The following is a 14,485-nucleotide window of genomic DNA, read 5'->3' on the forward strand; positions in this document are numbered from 1 at the left end:
CCCGGTTCGATTGAATGAGGTGCGCTTTATAGATGTGTCGTTTCCGGTTTGCAACGGGGCCCGTGCGAGATCACGGATGAGTGTTGCAATTTGGTGCGGGGTGCGTTGGTGCGCGACACTTTGCGCAGTGCCCTCGCCTGAACCTCCGCTGTCATCCCCCGCGAAGGCGGGGGACCCAGTACGCCGCGGCTTCTCCGTACCCCACCGCCGCTGGTGGAATACTGGGTCGCCCGGTCAAGCCGGGCGACGACACCGACTATGTGGCGCACTCAATGCGCGTCGCCACCGCCGGCCAGCGAGGCCGGCTTGTTCAGCAGCGTCACCAGCACGCTGAGGCCGAGATAGAACAGCGTCAGCATGAAGAAGGCATCGCCAAAGCTCATCACCACGGCCTGGCGGTGCACGATTTGGCTGAGCTGCTTCATCGCCATCAGCGTGGAATCGCCGAGCCCCTGGAATTTCTGCTGGAGCATGGTCAGCGTCTCGGTCGCGGTGGCGTTACCCCAGTGCACGCGTTCCTGCAGGCGCGTGATGTGCAGATCGGTGCGGTCGTTGAGCACGGTGTTGATGACGGCGAGCCCGACCGCGCCGCCGAGATTGCGCATCAGGTTGAACAGGCCGCTGGCGTTCTTGACCCGGTCGGGCGCCAGCGTGCCGAGCGCGATGTTGTTGGTCGGCACCATCGCGAACATCATGCCGATGCCGCGCAGGATCTGCGGCACCAGCAGCTCGTAGAAATCGTAGTCGCGGGTGATCCAGGTCATCTGGTAGGAGCCGATCGCGAAAACGACGAGACCGAACGCAATCATGTAGCGCATGTCGAACTTGACCATGAGCCGGCCGACCAGCGGCGCGACCAGGAACATGGTGATGCCGGAGACGAACATGGTCTCGCCGATCATCAGCGCGCTGTAGCCGCGCACCTCGGCGAGATAGCGCGGATAGATGTAGGTCAGGCCGTAGAGGCCGATGCCGATGCAGAACTGGAGCACACAGCCGATCGCGAAATTGCGGTTGGAGAAGGTGCGCAAATTGACGATCGGCTCGGCCGCGGTGAACACGCGCCAGAAGAACGCGATCGCGGAGATCGCGCAGATCCAGGCGCAGATCGCCACTGAGGTGTCCTGCATCCATTCATATTGCGGGCCTTCCTCCAGCACATATTCGAGCGTGCCGAGGAAGCCGGCCATGAACAACAGGCCCCACCAGTCGAAGCGGTCGAGCAGCTCGAAATGCGGCTCGTCGAAATCGACCAGCGCCAGCACGCCCAGCGTGATGGCGATGCCGGGAACGACATTGATGAAGAACAGCCAGTTCCAGGACATCAGGTCGGTGATGTAGCCGCCGACCGTCGGGCCGATCGTGGGAGCCAGCGTCGCAACAAGCCCGATGATCGGGCCGACGATATGGAATTTCGTGCGCGGGAACACCGTGTAGGCCGAGGCGAAAACGGTCGGGATCATGCCGGCGCCGAGGAATCCCTGCAGCGCGCGCCAGAGGATCATCTCCTCGATGGTGGTGGCGAAGCCACAGAGCAGGCTCGAGAAGGTGAAGCCAGCCGCCGAGATCGCGAACAACAGCCGCGTGCCGAACGCGCGCGACAGAAATCCGGACAGCGGGATCGCGATGACTTCGGCGATCAGATAGGCGGTCTGGACCCAGGAGACTTCGCTAGAGCTCGCCGACAGGCCGGCCTGGATTTCACTCAAAGACGCCGAGACGATCTGGATGTCCAGGATCGACATGAACATCCCGAACACCATGATGATGAACGCGAACAGCCGCTTCGGCGCGATGCGCTCTTCGGCGGGGTTCGCCATCATGGCGGAGGAAGCGGTGGTGGCGTTGGCCATGGTGTGACCTCGCAGCGCTCAGGCGCGGCTACTGCGGATGGATCGCGGTGGGATCGTCGAGATCGACCTCGCTGTCGGCGTCGGCCGCGCCCTTGTTGGTGTCGACGGTCGCATAGACCGACATGCCGGCGCGCAGCAGGTTCTGCCTCGCGACCGATTTCGGCACGCGGATGCGGACCGGCACGCGCTGCACGATCTTGGTGAAGTTGCCGGTGGCGTTGTCGGGCGGCAGCAGCGTGAACACGGAGCCTGCGCCCGCGGCGATGCTGTCGACCACGCCGGAGAACTTGCGCATGCCGTAGGCATCGACCTTGATCGTCACCGGCTGGCCGGCGCGGATGCGCTTGAGCTGCGTTTCCTTGAAATTGGCGTCGATATAGACGTCGTCGAGCGGCACGATGTTGCCAAGACGCTGGCCGACCGCGACGAAATCGCCGGCGTTGACGAGACGGTTGGAGAACGTGCCGTCGACCGGCGCGCGCACCGCGGTGAAGGCGAGATCGCGCTGGGCTTTCGCCAGCGTGGTCTTGAGCTCGGCGAGCTGCGCCTGCGCTTCGGCCTGCTGCGCCTTGGTGACGTCGACATTGCTGACCGCGACGTCGTAGGCGGCCTGCGCGGCCTTCACCGCGGCGGCGCCCTGGTCGCGTCCGGCTTCCGAGCTTTCGAAGGTGGCGCGCGAGGCAAAGCCCTTGCTGCTCAGCGCCTGCTGGCGCTCATAGTCGAGATCGGCGCGCTTGAGGCCGGCTTCGGCCGAGACCAGCTGCGCCTTGGCCTGCACGACCTGGCTTTCGAGCGCCGCGATCTGGCGGCCGATGCGATCGATGGTGGCCTGCTGGGTCGCGATCCTGGTCGCGGCGGCGTCGACCGCGATCTTGTAGTCGCCATCGTCGATGCGGAAGACGATGTCGCCGGCTTTCACGGGCGTGTTGTCGCCGGCGAGGACCGAGGAGATGTGGCCGGCAACGCGCGCGCCCAGCATGGTGTTGTTGGCGCGGACATAGGCGTCGTCGGTCGAAACGTAGAAGCGGCCGACCAGCGTGTAATAGCCGGCATAGCTTGCGGCCGCGAGCGCCAGCACGAGGCCGACGCCCATCAGCACGAATTTGCGCTTGCCGGATTTCGGCGCATCGGCGGCAGCAGGTGCAGCCGGCTTGTCGGTCACGGGCTTCTCCGGCGCCTCACTGGTGCGGCGCTTGGTTTCCTCGGCCACATGAGAGCGCAACTGCTCGGCAAGGGCGGCGGGGTTTTCGGTCGCAGCCTCGCTGCCCGCCCGCTCCGGCGTTGTCTCCACCGTGTCCTGGCGAAGCACGCGCGCAGCCTGGTCTCTCGATACGGCCATGACGGCCTCCCCATAAAAAAGCACGACCAGGGATGGCCGTCCTGCGGACGGCTCCCTCTCGTGCATTCCAAATATCATTGACCGAACCGTTCGGTCAATATACATCTTATTCCCGGGTCGACCGTATCGGCCCGAATCCTTTATTCGGGTTCATGGCCCTGGACCCGATCCAAAAACCTGCCGAGACCCTGAACCAATGGTTGTAGTCGACCGCGAACATCTCCGCGTCGTCCAAGAGGAGGACAGCACCAAGCGCCGCCAGATCCTGGACGGGGCCCGCAAGGTGTTCATGGATCTCGGTTTTGACGGCGCCAGCATGGGCGAGATCGCGCGCGCCGCGCAGGTCTCGAAGGGCACGCTCTACGTCTACTTCGCCGACAAATGCGCGCTGTTCGAAGCCATCCTCGAGCAGGAGGCGCTCCAGCACGGCCAGGTCGTGTTCAATTTCGATCCCGCGCGCGATGCCGAGACCACGCTGAAGGATTTTGGACGGGCCTACATCCACCTGCTCTGCCGGCCCGGCGGCGGATCGGCGATCCGCACCGTGATGGCGATCGCCGAGCGCATGCCCGATGTCGGCCGCCGCTATTATGCGCGGGTGCTGGACAAGACCATCAACCGCCTCTCCGATTATCTGAAGGCCCACGTCGCCTCCGGCAATCTCAGGATCGACGATTGCGACCTCGCGGCCTCGCAATTCATGGAACTGTGCAAGGCCTCGCTCTTTCTTCCCTTCGTCTTCCAGGCCGCGCCCGCGCCGTCGGAAGCGCGCATGACCGAGGTCGTCGACAGCGCGACGCGGATGTTTCTGGCGGCGTATCAGGCGAAATAGCGGCAAGCGCGCCGCGTTGCGCGCGCCGGTAGCGCGGCATTATATTGAGTGCCATGTCGCGTGATCTTCGCCCGCCTGTCGATATCCTCCATTACGAGATCGTCCAGGAACAGGCCTCAGCGCTTGGACGGATGGGCCGTACGCTCGAACAGGCGCTGACGCGCTTGCGCGAATTCGACGCTGCTCATGCGCTCTCGGAGACGACGCCCTCGCAACTGGCAAGGCGCAAGCTGGTGGCGGAAGCCGGTCACGCGCTCTGGATGTTCGTGGTGCAACGCGAGGCGACGGGCCTGCGCGACAGCCGCCACATCATGCGCACCTACAACGTCCCCGCCGAGGTGCAGCGCTGCATGGGGCTGGCCCCCGCCCCGTCAAAGCCGAGCGCGAAATGAGTTGTTAGGTCGGCGGAGCTACGCCGCGACCTCCTCCATCCGGCGCCAGCCATGCACGACCTGCCGCCCGTCGCGCGCGAACGCGAACAAATTGCCGCCGCCGGCCGGCTGATCGTGGACGCGGTCGATGGGACAGCCTGCAGTGTGGCAGAACAGCAGTGTGCCGACGCCGCCATGGCCGACGAAAAGAATATCGCCCGGACGATTGCGCGCCAGCACGGCTTCGGCCTCGCGCACGATGCGCGCCTGCGCATCGATCGCGCGCTCCCAGCCGCGAACGCTGAGATGCGGCTCTGCGAAGAACTGATCAGCGACTTGTTCGAACTCAGCCGGCTTCAGGAAGCCGGTCGCCGATCGGTCGTTCTCGTGCATGGCCTCGCGGATCTCGATCATGATGCCGAGCCTGATAGCGATGATCTCAGCGGTCTCGATCGCCTTGCGCTCGCCGCTGGAGATGACTTGCGTGGTGCGCGCCAGCCAGCTTGCCTGCGCCAGCGCTTCGGTGCGGGCCCGTCCGATCGGGCTCAGGCCCCATTGCGGCACCGGCACGTCGGGATCGATTTGCACCTGTGGATGGGTGAGATAGCGGACGATGGACATTTCGCTAGTCGTCGGCGTAGTCGTCTTCTTCCTGCTTGCGCGTCGTGCTCTTGCGCGTTCCGAGCGAGCCGGTCACGTAGGGATCGCGCGAGCTCGCATAGGGACTGCGCCGCTGCGCGCGCGAGGCGACCTCATCGCCGGACACGGCGGCCGGCTGGCAGATCAGGCGGCGGCTGGCGCGGCGCATCAGATCCACGTGGATGTGATCGTAGTGATAGACGTTCGATCCGGGCGCCAGCACCGTGGTGAAATGCGCGCATGCGCCCGACTGCACGTCGCGCAGGAAGCCCTGCTCTTCCGGCATGCCGCGCCAGCCGTCCTTGACGGTGACGCGGCGGCCGTCCGCGAGCACGAAGGCCGAGATGTCGAGCGCGTTGCCGAAGGCGTGCTCGGAGATGTGGGCGTGCGGATTGCCGTTCATGCCGCGGCAGGAATAGGCGGAGATCTGCTTGATCTCGACGACGCGGGCACCGAACCAGCGCATCGCCGACGGCTGCACCGTGTCGGCGAGCCAGCGGTCGAGCTCGGACACGATCGGACAGGCGAGCGTCGCGGTCGGCTTGATCGCGACAGGGCCGACGGCGGTGACGGGATTGCCCTGCGCGGGACCAAGACGCGGAAGCGGCTGCTGTGCCGGCGGCTGCGAATAAGGGGCCGGCTGCCGGGTGGGATAGCTCGGCGCGTTCATGTAGCGCGCCGCGCCCGCGGCATCGGTGCCCTCGGGCGGCAGATCGATCTCGTCTTCCTGCGGCGCCACGCCGGGCGCATTCAGCGACATCGGGCCGGATGAGGCGCCATAGCCGGACGGCTGGCGCACCGCGCTCTCGGGATAGTTCGGGCGCTGCGGATAGGACGATGCCGGATAGGCCTGGCCTTGCGGATAATTCGATTGCGGCTGTCTCACCGGCCAGCGCGGCTGGTTGCCGATGCTGCCGGGCGGGCGCAGCGCCTCGTCGGCAAAACCATAGGTGCCGGAGGCTTCGCCGATGGCCGCGACCTTGAGCGGAAACTCGGCGCCGCACATGCCGGGGCCGGAGATCGGGTCGATGCGGACGAGGTCTGGCCCCTCTTTCACCGCGCCCGATTTCAGGCACGCGGCCTCGGCCTCGGCCCGCCACGGTTCACGTTCGGCCTGGAAAAAACCGCGTCCGCAACCCGCAAGCGAAACAAGGACGATGGAGCCGACGAGATACAAACGAACTCCGCGCGTCATGCACGCACGTTCGGTGAATTTACTTAAAGACTCTTCAACGTGTCGGCTTCAGCGTTCTTTAATCATGCCGGTCTGCGTGCGCGCAGAATGCGCGACAGCAGGGCTGACTTTTTAGGAAGGAGACTTTCTGTTAACCATACTGTCAGCGCGCAAAGAGGCGCGCATGGAGACATCTCATGACGTTCGCCGGGAGACTGAGTATAGTCACCGCGTACCTCGCCATGGCCTTTGTCGGCGCCATCGTGCTCGGCATGATCTAGAAGACGACATCTAGAGACGACACCGACCGCATCACCGGCTCACCCGCCTGCACTGGATCATCCAGCCGCCGGACATTTTGCTACGATCAGAAGTTCGAGCATTCCGATCCCGCGACGCCGCCGATCTTGAAATCGCGGCACATCATCCCGGGATTGTCAGGGTCGGGATAGCGATCATCTTTCTCGCGGCGGGTATGACTGAAGCGCCAGCCCCGCGCGCGCATGCAGCGCTTGTACTGCGCGGATGTCGCCACCCCGTTCTGCGGCGCGCCGACCTGCGCATCGCAAGACGCGCTGTCGACATGCAGCGCATCGTCGCCGCGTTTCTGCTTCAGCATGTTGTCCCAGATGTCGGTGTCGGCGTGAGCCGAGATCGCGCTGCCAAGCAGCAGCGCGGCGATCAGGCCGAGACGTTTCATGTTGGCTCTCCTTGCATGCGTCGTCAGCCATCGGTCGCATGCAAGCGCGAGGCGGGTTCGGAGCCGAGGGATTACAAATTGGACAGGGGTGCGTTGCTTTCTCTCCGCCAGCCCGGAATCGTAGGGTGGGCAAAGGCGCACTTGCGCCGTGCCCACGATCTTTTGCCGGACGCGAGAGGCGGTGGGCACGCTTCGCTTTGCCCACCCTACGATACTGTCGTCGCGGGGAGAGATCCCTCTCCTGCCTCGCTTCGCGAGGAGAGAAAAAGATCTACGACCTCGCACTCCACCGCCGCGACGTCGTGATCAGCTGCTCGCGCGGTTCCTCGACTCTCGTCCAATCGTTTCCGGAGCACCAGAAGCGGCCGAGCGCGCAGGCTTCGACGTGGAGCCTGCCGGAGGCCTTCAGCGTCATCGTCGCATAATAGGTGTTGCCGGTGGAGCGGCTGTAGATGCTGCCCGTCCAGAGGTCGTGCGATTTCGGCTTCATGTTGACGAGCACACTCTCGCCGCGGGTGGACGCGTCGGTGAGTGCGAAGCCGCACAGCGCCGGGCCGCAGCGTTCGATGCGGACGGTGCCATTGGCGCCCGTGCTCTCCCATTCGCCGAGCGGCAGATAGGCCGGATCATCGTCGCTGCGCTTCGCGCTCGGTTTGGCCGGCATGATCTCGGGGTCCGCGGCCGGCGCCTCCATCCGCGGCGGGTCAAGCGTAATCGTCTTCGGCGGATCCAGGCGTGACAGCTCAACCCGCGGCGGATCGGGGCTCAGCGCTTCAGTTTTTGGGGCCGGCGGCGGCGCGACGGGTTGTGATGTCGTTGCGGCAAGGACGGGGGCGGGCGGAGCCGGTGGAGGCGCGAGGACCGTCGGTTGCACTGGCCTCGTCGGAGCAACCGGAGTGACCGGCTGCGGTGCCTGGACCACCGGTGCGGGCGGCGGGGCCGGTGCCGTGCTGACATCGTCCGTCCTCCGCAAGCTGTGGCTGGACATCGAAACACAGGACGTGGACCGGCAATTGCGCGGCGCCTCGACATGGAACCGATGGCCGCCGACCGAAAACGAGTAGGAACCGGCCTGCGCCGCGGGCGCCATCGCCATCAATGCGATCAACGTCCCGACCGAAGTCACAAGCCGCGTCATCGGTGCTCTCCTCTGTTTCCCCGAGACGTTACGCAGATGACGGGTGGCCGAATGTGCGCTGCCTCACCCAGTGGCGCACCGGCGTTGTGACGTTCATCACGGAAGGCGGGACGGGCGCGGCGTAGGGTCGAACCACGCTTCATCCACCAGCGACACCAGTCCATACCGGGACCGCGCCATTTTCGGAGGTTGTCATGAACAAGCTCACCATCGCCGCCGCCGCGCTTTTCCTCGCCTCGACCGCCGCGGCGCATGCCGGCAACTCGATCTCGTTCCAGATCGACGGCCAGCACATCCGCATCGAGACGCCGCGCAACTGCGCTTCGCTCGATTGCGTGACTATTGTCGCCCCTGGCCTGTCGAATAAGCCGATCAGGCTGAACAACATCAACCTCAACGGCCTCGGCGGCTCCAAGGACGATGATGTCGACACCACGCCGGCTCCGGCCACGACCACGCAGCCCGCGCCGGCTCCGGTGCAGCGGCAGCCCGTGCAGCAGGCGCCGGTCCAGGCGACCGCGCCGGCCGCGCCTGCCGCACCCGCTCCGGCCACGACGGTCGCCGCCGCGCCGGCCGCCGGCTACGACAACAATACGCAGCCCGCGCCCGTTGCGGCTCCCGTTCCTGTCGCTGCGCCCGCGCCCGTTGCTGCGGCTCCGGCGCCGGTGGCCGCCGCGCCCGTGGCGGCACCGAACTCGCCGATCGGCGTTTGGGCGACCGAAGAGAACAAGGGCAATGTCCGTGTCGAGCAGTGCGGTCCCAATCTGTGCGGTTACGCCCAGAAGACCAACGAGCGCATCCTGATCAACATGAAGCCCGATGGCGCGAAGTGGAGCGGCCGCATCCACGATCCCGACTCCGGCCGCAACTACGACTCCACGATCGCGATGAAGGGCCCGAACGCGATGCGCGTGCAGGGCTGCGCCTTCGGCGGCATGTTCTGCGGCGGCCAGACCTGGAAGCGCGTGAGCTGACGCGCGAAGCGCGTGAGCTGACGCGCGAAGCGCGTCATCCCTATTGCGCAATTGCGCAATGGGGGCGATGCGAAGCATCGAACCCGGGATCTCGAGCGACGAACTCTCACCACAACTCCTAGATTCCGGGTTCGCGACTTCGTCGCGCCCCGGAATGACGAGCAAGAACAGACCGCCCTCCGCCGACACCGCCCCGCACCGTTCGAACGTTCGCCCCTCCCTCGCGACTCATGTTCATCCGCCATTCAGCTCCCTGCGGCTGATATCGGCCGATCTCGCCTCGCGTTCTCACCGGGACCTCCTCGTGACTTCATTGGTGGCTTGGCGCCGCTTCGTGTTCGCGCTCGTGCTGGCCTTGCCGCTGGCCGGCGTGCGCGTGGCTTGTGCATCCGATGCAATTGAAATCGCGCAGGCGCAGCCGGCACCTGCCGCCTCCCCGACGCCATCGGCATCGCCAACACCATCGGCTTCGCCGACGCCGGCGGCAGACGCGCAGACCACCGCCGTCGAGCCGATCGGCAACGTCGCGACCGTGACGGGGATCGCGACCGTGATCCGCGACAGGAATTCCTATCCGCTGCGCGTGCGCGACGACATCTATCTCAACGACGTCGTGCAGACCTCGTCGAACTCCTCGCTCGGCATCACCTTCAACGACGCGACCACGTTCAACCTCTCCGCCAGCGCCAAGATCACCATCGACAATTACGTCTATGAGGACGGCGGCAAGCAGAACTCGGCGATCTTCGACATCGGCAAGGGCACGGTCGCGTTCGTCGCCGCGGCGGTGGCGAAGACCGGCGACATGAAGATCACGACGCCGACCGCGACGCTCGGCATCCGCGGCACCACCGGTGTCGTCGACGTGCCGGAAGGCGCGGCGGCGAACAAAGCAAACAACGTCAACATCAAACTCTATCCCGATGCCGACGGCCGCGTCGGCCACATCGACGTCGACGACCGCACCAGCGGCACGCGGCTCGGTGCGTTGACGCGGGCTTCGAGCGGCTTTGCGATCCGGCCCGGCGCCGCCACCGCCGGCGTCATGCGCTTTGCCGCGGTGCCGATCACGATTCCGGCGCAGCAGATCGCGCGCGACCGCGGCTTCGTCAGCCAGGTGCATCTGGCGCAGACCACCGGCCGCCAGATCGTCACCGAGCAGCGCGACTTCCGCCGCGCCAATCCGGCCGCGATCAGCCGCATTCCGCGTCCCACCCAGCCGCCGCAACAGCAGCAATTGCGCCCCACGACAGCGCCGGGTCAGCAACCGCAGCGGCCGAACGGCCAGCCCGGCCAGAACAACCGTCCCGGTCAACAGCAACAGCCGGGCACGCCGGGCCGCCAAGGAACACAGCAAGGCCAGCCGCCACAGCGGCAGGGACAAGGACAACAAGGACAAGGCGGCGCCGTGCAGCCGGGTGGCCAACGCGCAGGTCAAGGGCAGCAGCAACAGGGCCAGCAGCAACGGGGTCAACAACAGCCCGGTCAGCAGCAAGGTGCCGGACGTCCGACAGGTGCACCGCGCGCGGGGCAAGGCGGTCAGCAAGGCACGCTGCCGGGCGGCACGCCGCAAACCCAGCCGCCGCGCGGTGGACAGAATCCGGCGCAGCCCGGAGCCGTGACACAGCCTCAGCCGGGCGGCACCGCTCCACAAGCACCGGCTCCGCAAACGCCGCACACCGGCCTGCAACCCGGGCAGCCGCCAGCGCAGCAGCAGCCGGGCATGCAGCGCCAAGGCGGATTCGGGCAGCGCCTCCCCAGCGCGCAACGCCCCGCAGCCCCGCGCAAACCGGCGTCGGCTCCAAAGGAGAAGGAGCGGCGGTGAAGTGTGGCGTGCATCAGTGCGCTCGGTGCACTCCCTCGCCCCGTTATTACGGGGAGAGGGTTGGGGTGAGGGGCTGCTTCCGCGAACTCGATTTCAATCGTAAGCGCAGCACTCAACTCAATCGTACGAGTCGGATGGACTTCCATTCTTGCAACGGTGTGCCCAGCCCCTCACCCGGATCGCTTGCGCGATCCGACCTCTCCCCGCTGAAGAGCGGGGAGAGGTAAAGAGCCCTCATGCCTCGCCGCGAAGCCAGGCCCGCACCTTCTGCAACAGGCCATGCCGCAGTTCGTCGACGGAGGCGGCCTCAGCCGGTGTCAGCGTCTGCAAGGCGGCATCGATGTCGTCGGCCGCCAGCGTTGGCGCCGGCTCGGGCGCAGGCGCGGGCACCGGCCCAGCGGCCGCAAGCGCGATCGGGCCGACTTGCGTCAGGAACGCGCGCTCATATTCACGCGACAGGCGGGCGAGCGCGTCGTCGAGTGTCAGCCAGTCCACCGCCTTGATGTCGTTCATCAGCTTGCGGACGGGACCGCCATCGGCTTCCATCCGCCAGAAATGCACGACCTTGGAGCGCCCGCCCGACTGGTAGACCAGCGTGCCCAGAAATTCGTGCATGGCCACGTCATGGCCGGTCTCTTCGAGCACCTCGCGATGCGCGGCTTCCTTCGGCGTCTCGCCGTCGTCGAGCTTGCCCTTGGGCAGGACCCATTCGTTGCGCTTGCGCTGGCGCACGACCGCGATCAGCGGCGTCGAACCACGCCGCAGCACAATACCACCCGCCGCCATCACCGGCGCTCGCGCCATCACCCAATCCGTCGTCGTCAGAACCGTCCCCGGGGACGATATAGGCGAGGGTCAGGGCAGATTGAAGGCTACTTTCTTTTCAACAGCGCTTGACCTGCGCGAATGCGCGTGCCCTCGGCGATACCGTCGCAGAAGGTAAAATCGCCGGGCGCCAGGATGATGATGGTCGAGCCGTGCTCGAACCAGCCGAGCTCCTCGCCCTTGGTCACGTTGACGTCGCAGGGGAAATTGACCGGGCCGCGGGTCTGCGCGTTCAGCACCATGTCGAGGAAGTGCAACCGAATGCTTGCGACCAGGATCGCAGCAACCGGCACGAGCGTCACCGCCTCGCCGGTCGGAAGATGCGTGCGGATCACCGCGCGCTCGTTCTTGCAGAACAGCCGCTCCACGCGCTTGAGCGCGATCGGATTGACGTTCCAGACGTCGCCATGGATCAGCGTGACCCGCTCGATATGGGCGTCATAGGGCGCATGGAAGCGGTGATACATGCTCGAGGTCAACCGCAGCGTGACGAAGCTTCCGTTGCGGTGCTGATCGACCAGCGCGGAGTCGCCGACGAGGTCCAGCAACGAATACGGCGCGCCCTTGACCTGGAACAGTTCGGTATCGGCGATCCGGCCATGGGCGCCGACGATGCCGTCGGACGGGCTGGCGACGACCGCCGGATCGGGATCAAAGGGCCGCAGGCCAGGCTTGAGCTCCCGGGTGAAGCAGTCGTGCAGACTCCTGAAATGGGTCTTGCGCGCCTCCGACAGATCGAGGTCGGAGAACAGCTTCCACAGCGCGATCGAGAAGTCCCGTACCAGCGGATTCTCGATCTTGGAGAACCAACCCATGAACCGGGTCAGGGCCGCGCGGGGGATGCGGTTGGTCAACAGGAAGTTGAGGTCTTCCTGCTGGGTGAAAGAGGCAATGAGGGCTTTGACTGTCATGAATCTGTCAGCTCGCAGGGTTAGCGCTTGTTGTCATGGAAACGACACTCCCGATTCTCTCGATGTCCGTGGCCGCCGCAGCGTCTGCTGCCGCCGTCCTCCCGAAGATCAAGGCGCGGGTCGAACTGTCCCGCGCCAAGCACCGCTCGCTCGCCGGACACTCCAAGATGTCGCGGCGGGTGGCCAAGCTGCTGCCGTTCTACGAGTTCGAGGGTGACAAGTATTTCGGCTGCGACGGCGCGCCTGACAACGTGGTGAAGCAGCGCAAGGACGCCTTCTTCCGTCTCGCAGCTCTCTACGCCGATCGCTACCCCAAGGGCCGCGCGATGACGAAGCAAGCGGCCGAGACGATCTCCGACCTCAACTTCACCGAAAGCTACCGCGTGCCGTTCCAGTTCTCGCGCCTCGTCCGCGAGCATCTGGGCACCTCGACCTTCATGGAGTCCTCGAGCGGCGTCACCGTCACCGATGTCGACGGCAACACCTCCTACGACCTCACGGGCTCCTACGGCGTCAACATCTTCGGCAACGACTTCTACAAGGAGTGCATCGAGGGCTCCGAGAAGCGCGCGCATGCGCTCGGTCCCGTGCTCGGTCCCTACCACCCCGTCATCCTCGAGAACGTGCAGCGGCTCAGCCAGATCTCCGGCCTCGACGAAGTCTCGTTCCACATGTCCGGCACCGAAGCCGTGATGCAGGCCGTGCGCCTTGCGCGCTACCACACCAAGCGCACGCATCTGGTCCGTTTCGCCGGCGCTTATCACGGCTGGTGGGGCGACGTGCAGCCCGGTGTCGGCAATCCGATTCCCGCGCACGAGACCTACACGCTTTCCGAGATGTCCGAGAAGACGCTGCACGTGCTGCGCACGCGCAAGGACATCGCCTGCGTGCTGGTCAACCCGCTGCAGGGCCTGCATCCGAACAGCAACGCGCCCGGCGATTCCTCGCTGGTCGACAGTTCCCGCGGCGGCAATTTCGATCGCGCCGCCTACACCGAATGGCTGAAGAAGCTGCGCGAGGTCTGCGACCAGCGCGGCATCGTGCTGATCTTCGACGAGGTCTTCGTTGGCTTCCGTCTCGCCGCCGGCGGCGCCCAGGAATATTTCGGCGTCAAGGCCGACATGGTGACCTACGGCAAGAGCCTCGCCGGCGGCCTGCCGGTCGGCGTGGTCTGCGGCAAGAAGGAATTGATGCGCCGCTTCCGCGACGACCGGCCCGCCGACATCTGCTTTGCGCGCGGCACCTTCAACTCGCATCCCTACGTCATGACGGCGATGGACGAGTTCTTGAGCCGCCTCGCCAGCCCGAACTTCCGCGCCATCTACGATGGCCTGGATGCGACCTGGAACGGCCGCGTCGCGAGGCTCAACCAGATGATGACCGACGCCAAGCTGCCGGTGCAGTTCGCCAACTTCTCGTCGATCTGGACGGTGAAATACACGACCCCGTCCCGTTACAACTGGATGCTGCAATACTATCTGCGCGCCGAAGGGCTGGCGCTGAGCTGGGTCGGCACGGGACGACTGATCTTCAGCCTCAACTACACCGACGCCGACTTCGCTGAGGTCGCCGACCGCTTCGTCCGCGCCGCTGAAAAGATGAAGGCCGACGGCTTCTGGTGGCACGACGGTGTGCTCACCAATAAGAACATCAAGCGGCAGATTCTGAAAGAGATGCTGGCCAAGCGCTTCGGGCGCTGAGGCTTCGCTACGCGCACACCGCATACCGGCCGCCCCCAACACCGCTCTCCCTTCCCCCTCTCCCCGGTTGCGGGGAGAGGGTTGGGGTGAGGGGGGCTCCCCGCGCGCGCGGTGAGAGTTGGTGGACGCCCAGCTAGCAGAGCCCCCGCGGAGAGCCCCCCTCACCCGGCTTTGCGCTACGCGCAAAACCGACCTCTCCCCGCA

13 protein-coding genes are annotated in these 14,485 nt (G+C 65.8%); 5 read left to right on the top strand and 8 right to left on the bottom strand.

Annotated elements, in window-relative coordinates; genetic code table 11:
* Positions 1–269 precede the first annotated feature (269 nt).
* Both WN72_RS37180 and WN72_RS37185 read right to left on the bottom strand, forming a co-directional pair.
* The gene (locus WN72_RS37180; protein WP_027560649.1) at positions 270–1,853 is read right to left on the bottom strand and encodes a DHA2 family efflux MFS transporter permease subunit; all 1,584 of its coding nucleotides are present in this window, start codon (positions 1,851–1,853) and stop codon (positions 270–272) included.
* A 28-nt stretch (positions 1,854–1,881) separates the two neighbouring features.
* Positions 1,882–3,192 (bottom strand): HlyD family secretion protein, encoded by a 1,311-nt coding sequence (locus WN72_RS37185; protein WP_027560650.1) that lies wholly within the window; start codon positions 3,190–3,192, stop codon positions 1,882–1,884.
* A gap of 196 nt (positions 3,193–3,388) precedes the next feature.
* On the opposite strand from WN72_RS37185, the gene WN72_RS37190 reads away from it, so the two are divergent.
* Positions 3,389–4,024: a TetR/AcrR family transcriptional regulator gene (locus WN72_RS37190; RefSeq protein ID WP_092212705.1), complete on the top strand. Its 636-nt coding sequence runs from the start codon at positions 3,389–3,391 to the stop codon at positions 4,022–4,024.
* Positions 4,025–4,077: 53 nt separating this feature from the next.
* Positions 4,078–4,416: a DUF6665 family protein gene (locus WN72_RS37195; protein ID WP_027560652.1), complete on the top strand. Its 339-nt coding sequence runs from the start codon at positions 4,078–4,080 to the stop codon at positions 4,414–4,416.
* An 18-nt stretch (positions 4,417–4,434) separates the two neighbouring features.
* On the opposite strand, the gene WN72_RS37200 is transcribed toward WN72_RS37195, so the two are convergent.
* From WN72_RS37200 to WN72_RS37215, 4 genes are all read right to left on the bottom strand, one after another.
* Positions 4,435–5,016: a histidine phosphatase family protein gene (locus WN72_RS37200; protein ID WP_092212707.1), complete on the bottom strand. Its 582-nt coding sequence runs from the start codon at positions 5,014–5,016 to the stop codon at positions 4,435–4,437.
* A 4-nt stretch (positions 5,017–5,020) separates the two neighbouring features.
* Positions 5,021–6,229, bottom strand: coding sequence for an extensin family protein (locus tag WN72_RS37205; RefSeq protein WP_092212709.1), 1,209 nt, complete (start codon positions 6,227–6,229; stop codon positions 5,021–5,023).
* Positions 6,230–6,575: 346 nt separating this feature from the next.
* Positions 6,576–6,908, bottom strand: coding sequence for a hypothetical protein (locus WN72_RS37210; protein WP_092212711.1), 333 nt, complete (start codon positions 6,906–6,908; stop codon positions 6,576–6,578).
* 271 nt (positions 6,909–7,179) lie between these two features.
* Entirely contained in the window at positions 7,180–8,046 is an 867-nt protein-coding gene (locus tag WN72_RS37215) for a DUF2147 domain-containing protein (RefSeq protein WP_092212713.1), read from the bottom strand.
* 194 nt (positions 8,047–8,240) lie between these two features.
* Here WN72_RS37215 and WN72_RS37220 point away from each other — a divergent pair, with 194 nt between their 5' ends.
* Both WN72_RS37220 and WN72_RS37225 read left to right on the top strand, forming a co-directional pair.
* Positions 8,241–9,020 carry a DUF2147 domain-containing protein gene (locus tag WN72_RS37220; protein WP_027560657.1) on the top strand — a complete coding sequence of 260 codons (780 nt, stop codon included), beginning with the start codon at positions 8,241–8,243 and terminating at the stop codon, positions 9,018–9,020.
* A gap of 313 nt (positions 9,021–9,333) precedes the next feature.
* Positions 9,334–10,845 carry a FecR domain-containing protein gene (locus tag WN72_RS37225; RefSeq protein WP_244553665.1) on the top strand — a complete coding sequence of 504 codons (1,512 nt, stop codon included), beginning with the start codon at positions 9,334–9,336 and terminating at the stop codon, positions 10,843–10,845.
* 234 nt (positions 10,846–11,079) lie between these two features.
* On the opposite strand, the gene WN72_RS37230 is transcribed toward WN72_RS37225, so the two are convergent.
* On the bottom strand, positions 11,080–11,649 hold the full coding sequence (locus WN72_RS37230) for an NUDIX hydrolase (RefSeq protein ID WP_027560659.1): 570 nt from the start codon (positions 11,647–11,649) through the stop codon (positions 11,080–11,082).
* Between the two features lie 68 nt (positions 11,650–11,717).
* On the bottom strand, positions 11,718–12,581 hold the full coding sequence (gene asd / locus WN72_RS37235; protein WP_092212717.1) for an archaetidylserine decarboxylase: 864 nt from the start codon (positions 12,579–12,581) through the stop codon (positions 11,718–11,720).
* Positions 12,582–12,616: 35 nt separating this feature from the next.
* Here asd and WN72_RS37240 point away from each other — a divergent pair, with 35 nt between their 5' ends.
* Positions 12,617–14,281, top strand: coding sequence for an aminotransferase class III-fold pyridoxal phosphate-dependent enzyme (locus WN72_RS37240; RefSeq protein WP_092212719.1), 1,665 nt, complete (start codon positions 12,617–12,619; stop codon positions 14,279–14,281).
* Positions 14,282–14,485: the final 204 nt, after the last annotated feature.

Origin of the sequence: Bradyrhizobium arachidis (assembly GCF_015291705.1) — a bacterium.
In the GTDB taxonomy this organism is placed as follows: domain Bacteria; phylum Pseudomonadota; class Alphaproteobacteria; order Rhizobiales; family Xanthobacteraceae; genus Bradyrhizobium; species Bradyrhizobium arachidis.

What these genes read in the sequence shown, in the direction of transcription:
- WN72_RS37180 (WP_027560649.1), bottom strand. Translation starts at nt 1,853, where the DNA reads ATGGCCAACGCCACCACCGCTTCCTCCGCCATGATGGCGAACCCCGCC.
- WN72_RS37185 (WP_027560650.1), bottom strand. Translation starts at nt 3,192, where the DNA reads ATGGCCGTATCGAGAGACCAGGCTGCGCGCGTGCTTCGCCAGGACACG.
- WN72_RS37190 (WP_092212705.1), top strand. Translation starts at nt 3,389, where the DNA reads ATGGTTGTAGTCGACCGCGAACATCTCCGCGTCGTCCAAGAGGAGGAC.
- WN72_RS37195 (WP_027560652.1), top strand. Translation starts at nt 4,078, where the DNA reads ATGTCGCGTGATCTTCGCCCGCCTGTCGATATCCTCCATTACGAGATC.
- WN72_RS37200 (WP_092212707.1), bottom strand. Translation starts at nt 5,016, where the DNA reads ATGTCCATCGTCCGCTATCTCACCCATCCACAGGTGCAAATCGATCCC.
- WN72_RS37205 (WP_092212709.1), bottom strand. Translation starts at nt 6,229, where the DNA reads ATGACGCGCGGAGTTCGTTTGTATCTCGTCGGCTCCATCGTCCTTGTT.
- WN72_RS37210 (WP_092212711.1), bottom strand. Translation starts at nt 6,908, where the DNA reads ATGAAACGTCTCGGCCTGATCGCCGCGCTGCTGCTTGGCAGCGCGATC.
- WN72_RS37215 (WP_092212713.1), bottom strand. Translation starts at nt 8,046, where the DNA reads ATGACGCGGCTTGTGACTTCGGTCGGGACGTTGATCGCATTGATGGCG.
- WN72_RS37220 (WP_027560657.1), top strand. Translation starts at nt 8,241, where the DNA reads ATGAACAAGCTCACCATCGCCGCCGCCGCGCTTTTCCTCGCCTCGACC.
- WN72_RS37230 (WP_027560659.1), bottom strand. Translation starts at nt 11,649, where the DNA reads ATGGCGCGAGCGCCGGTGATGGCGGCGGGTGGTATTGTGCTGCGGCGT.
- asd (WP_092212717.1), bottom strand. Translation starts at nt 12,581, where the DNA reads ATGACAGTCAAAGCCCTCATTGCCTCTTTCACCCAGCAGGAAGACCTC.
- WN72_RS37240 (WP_092212719.1), top strand. Translation starts at nt 12,617, where the DNA reads ATGGAAACGACACTCCCGATTCTCTCGATGTCCGTGGCCGCCGCAGCG.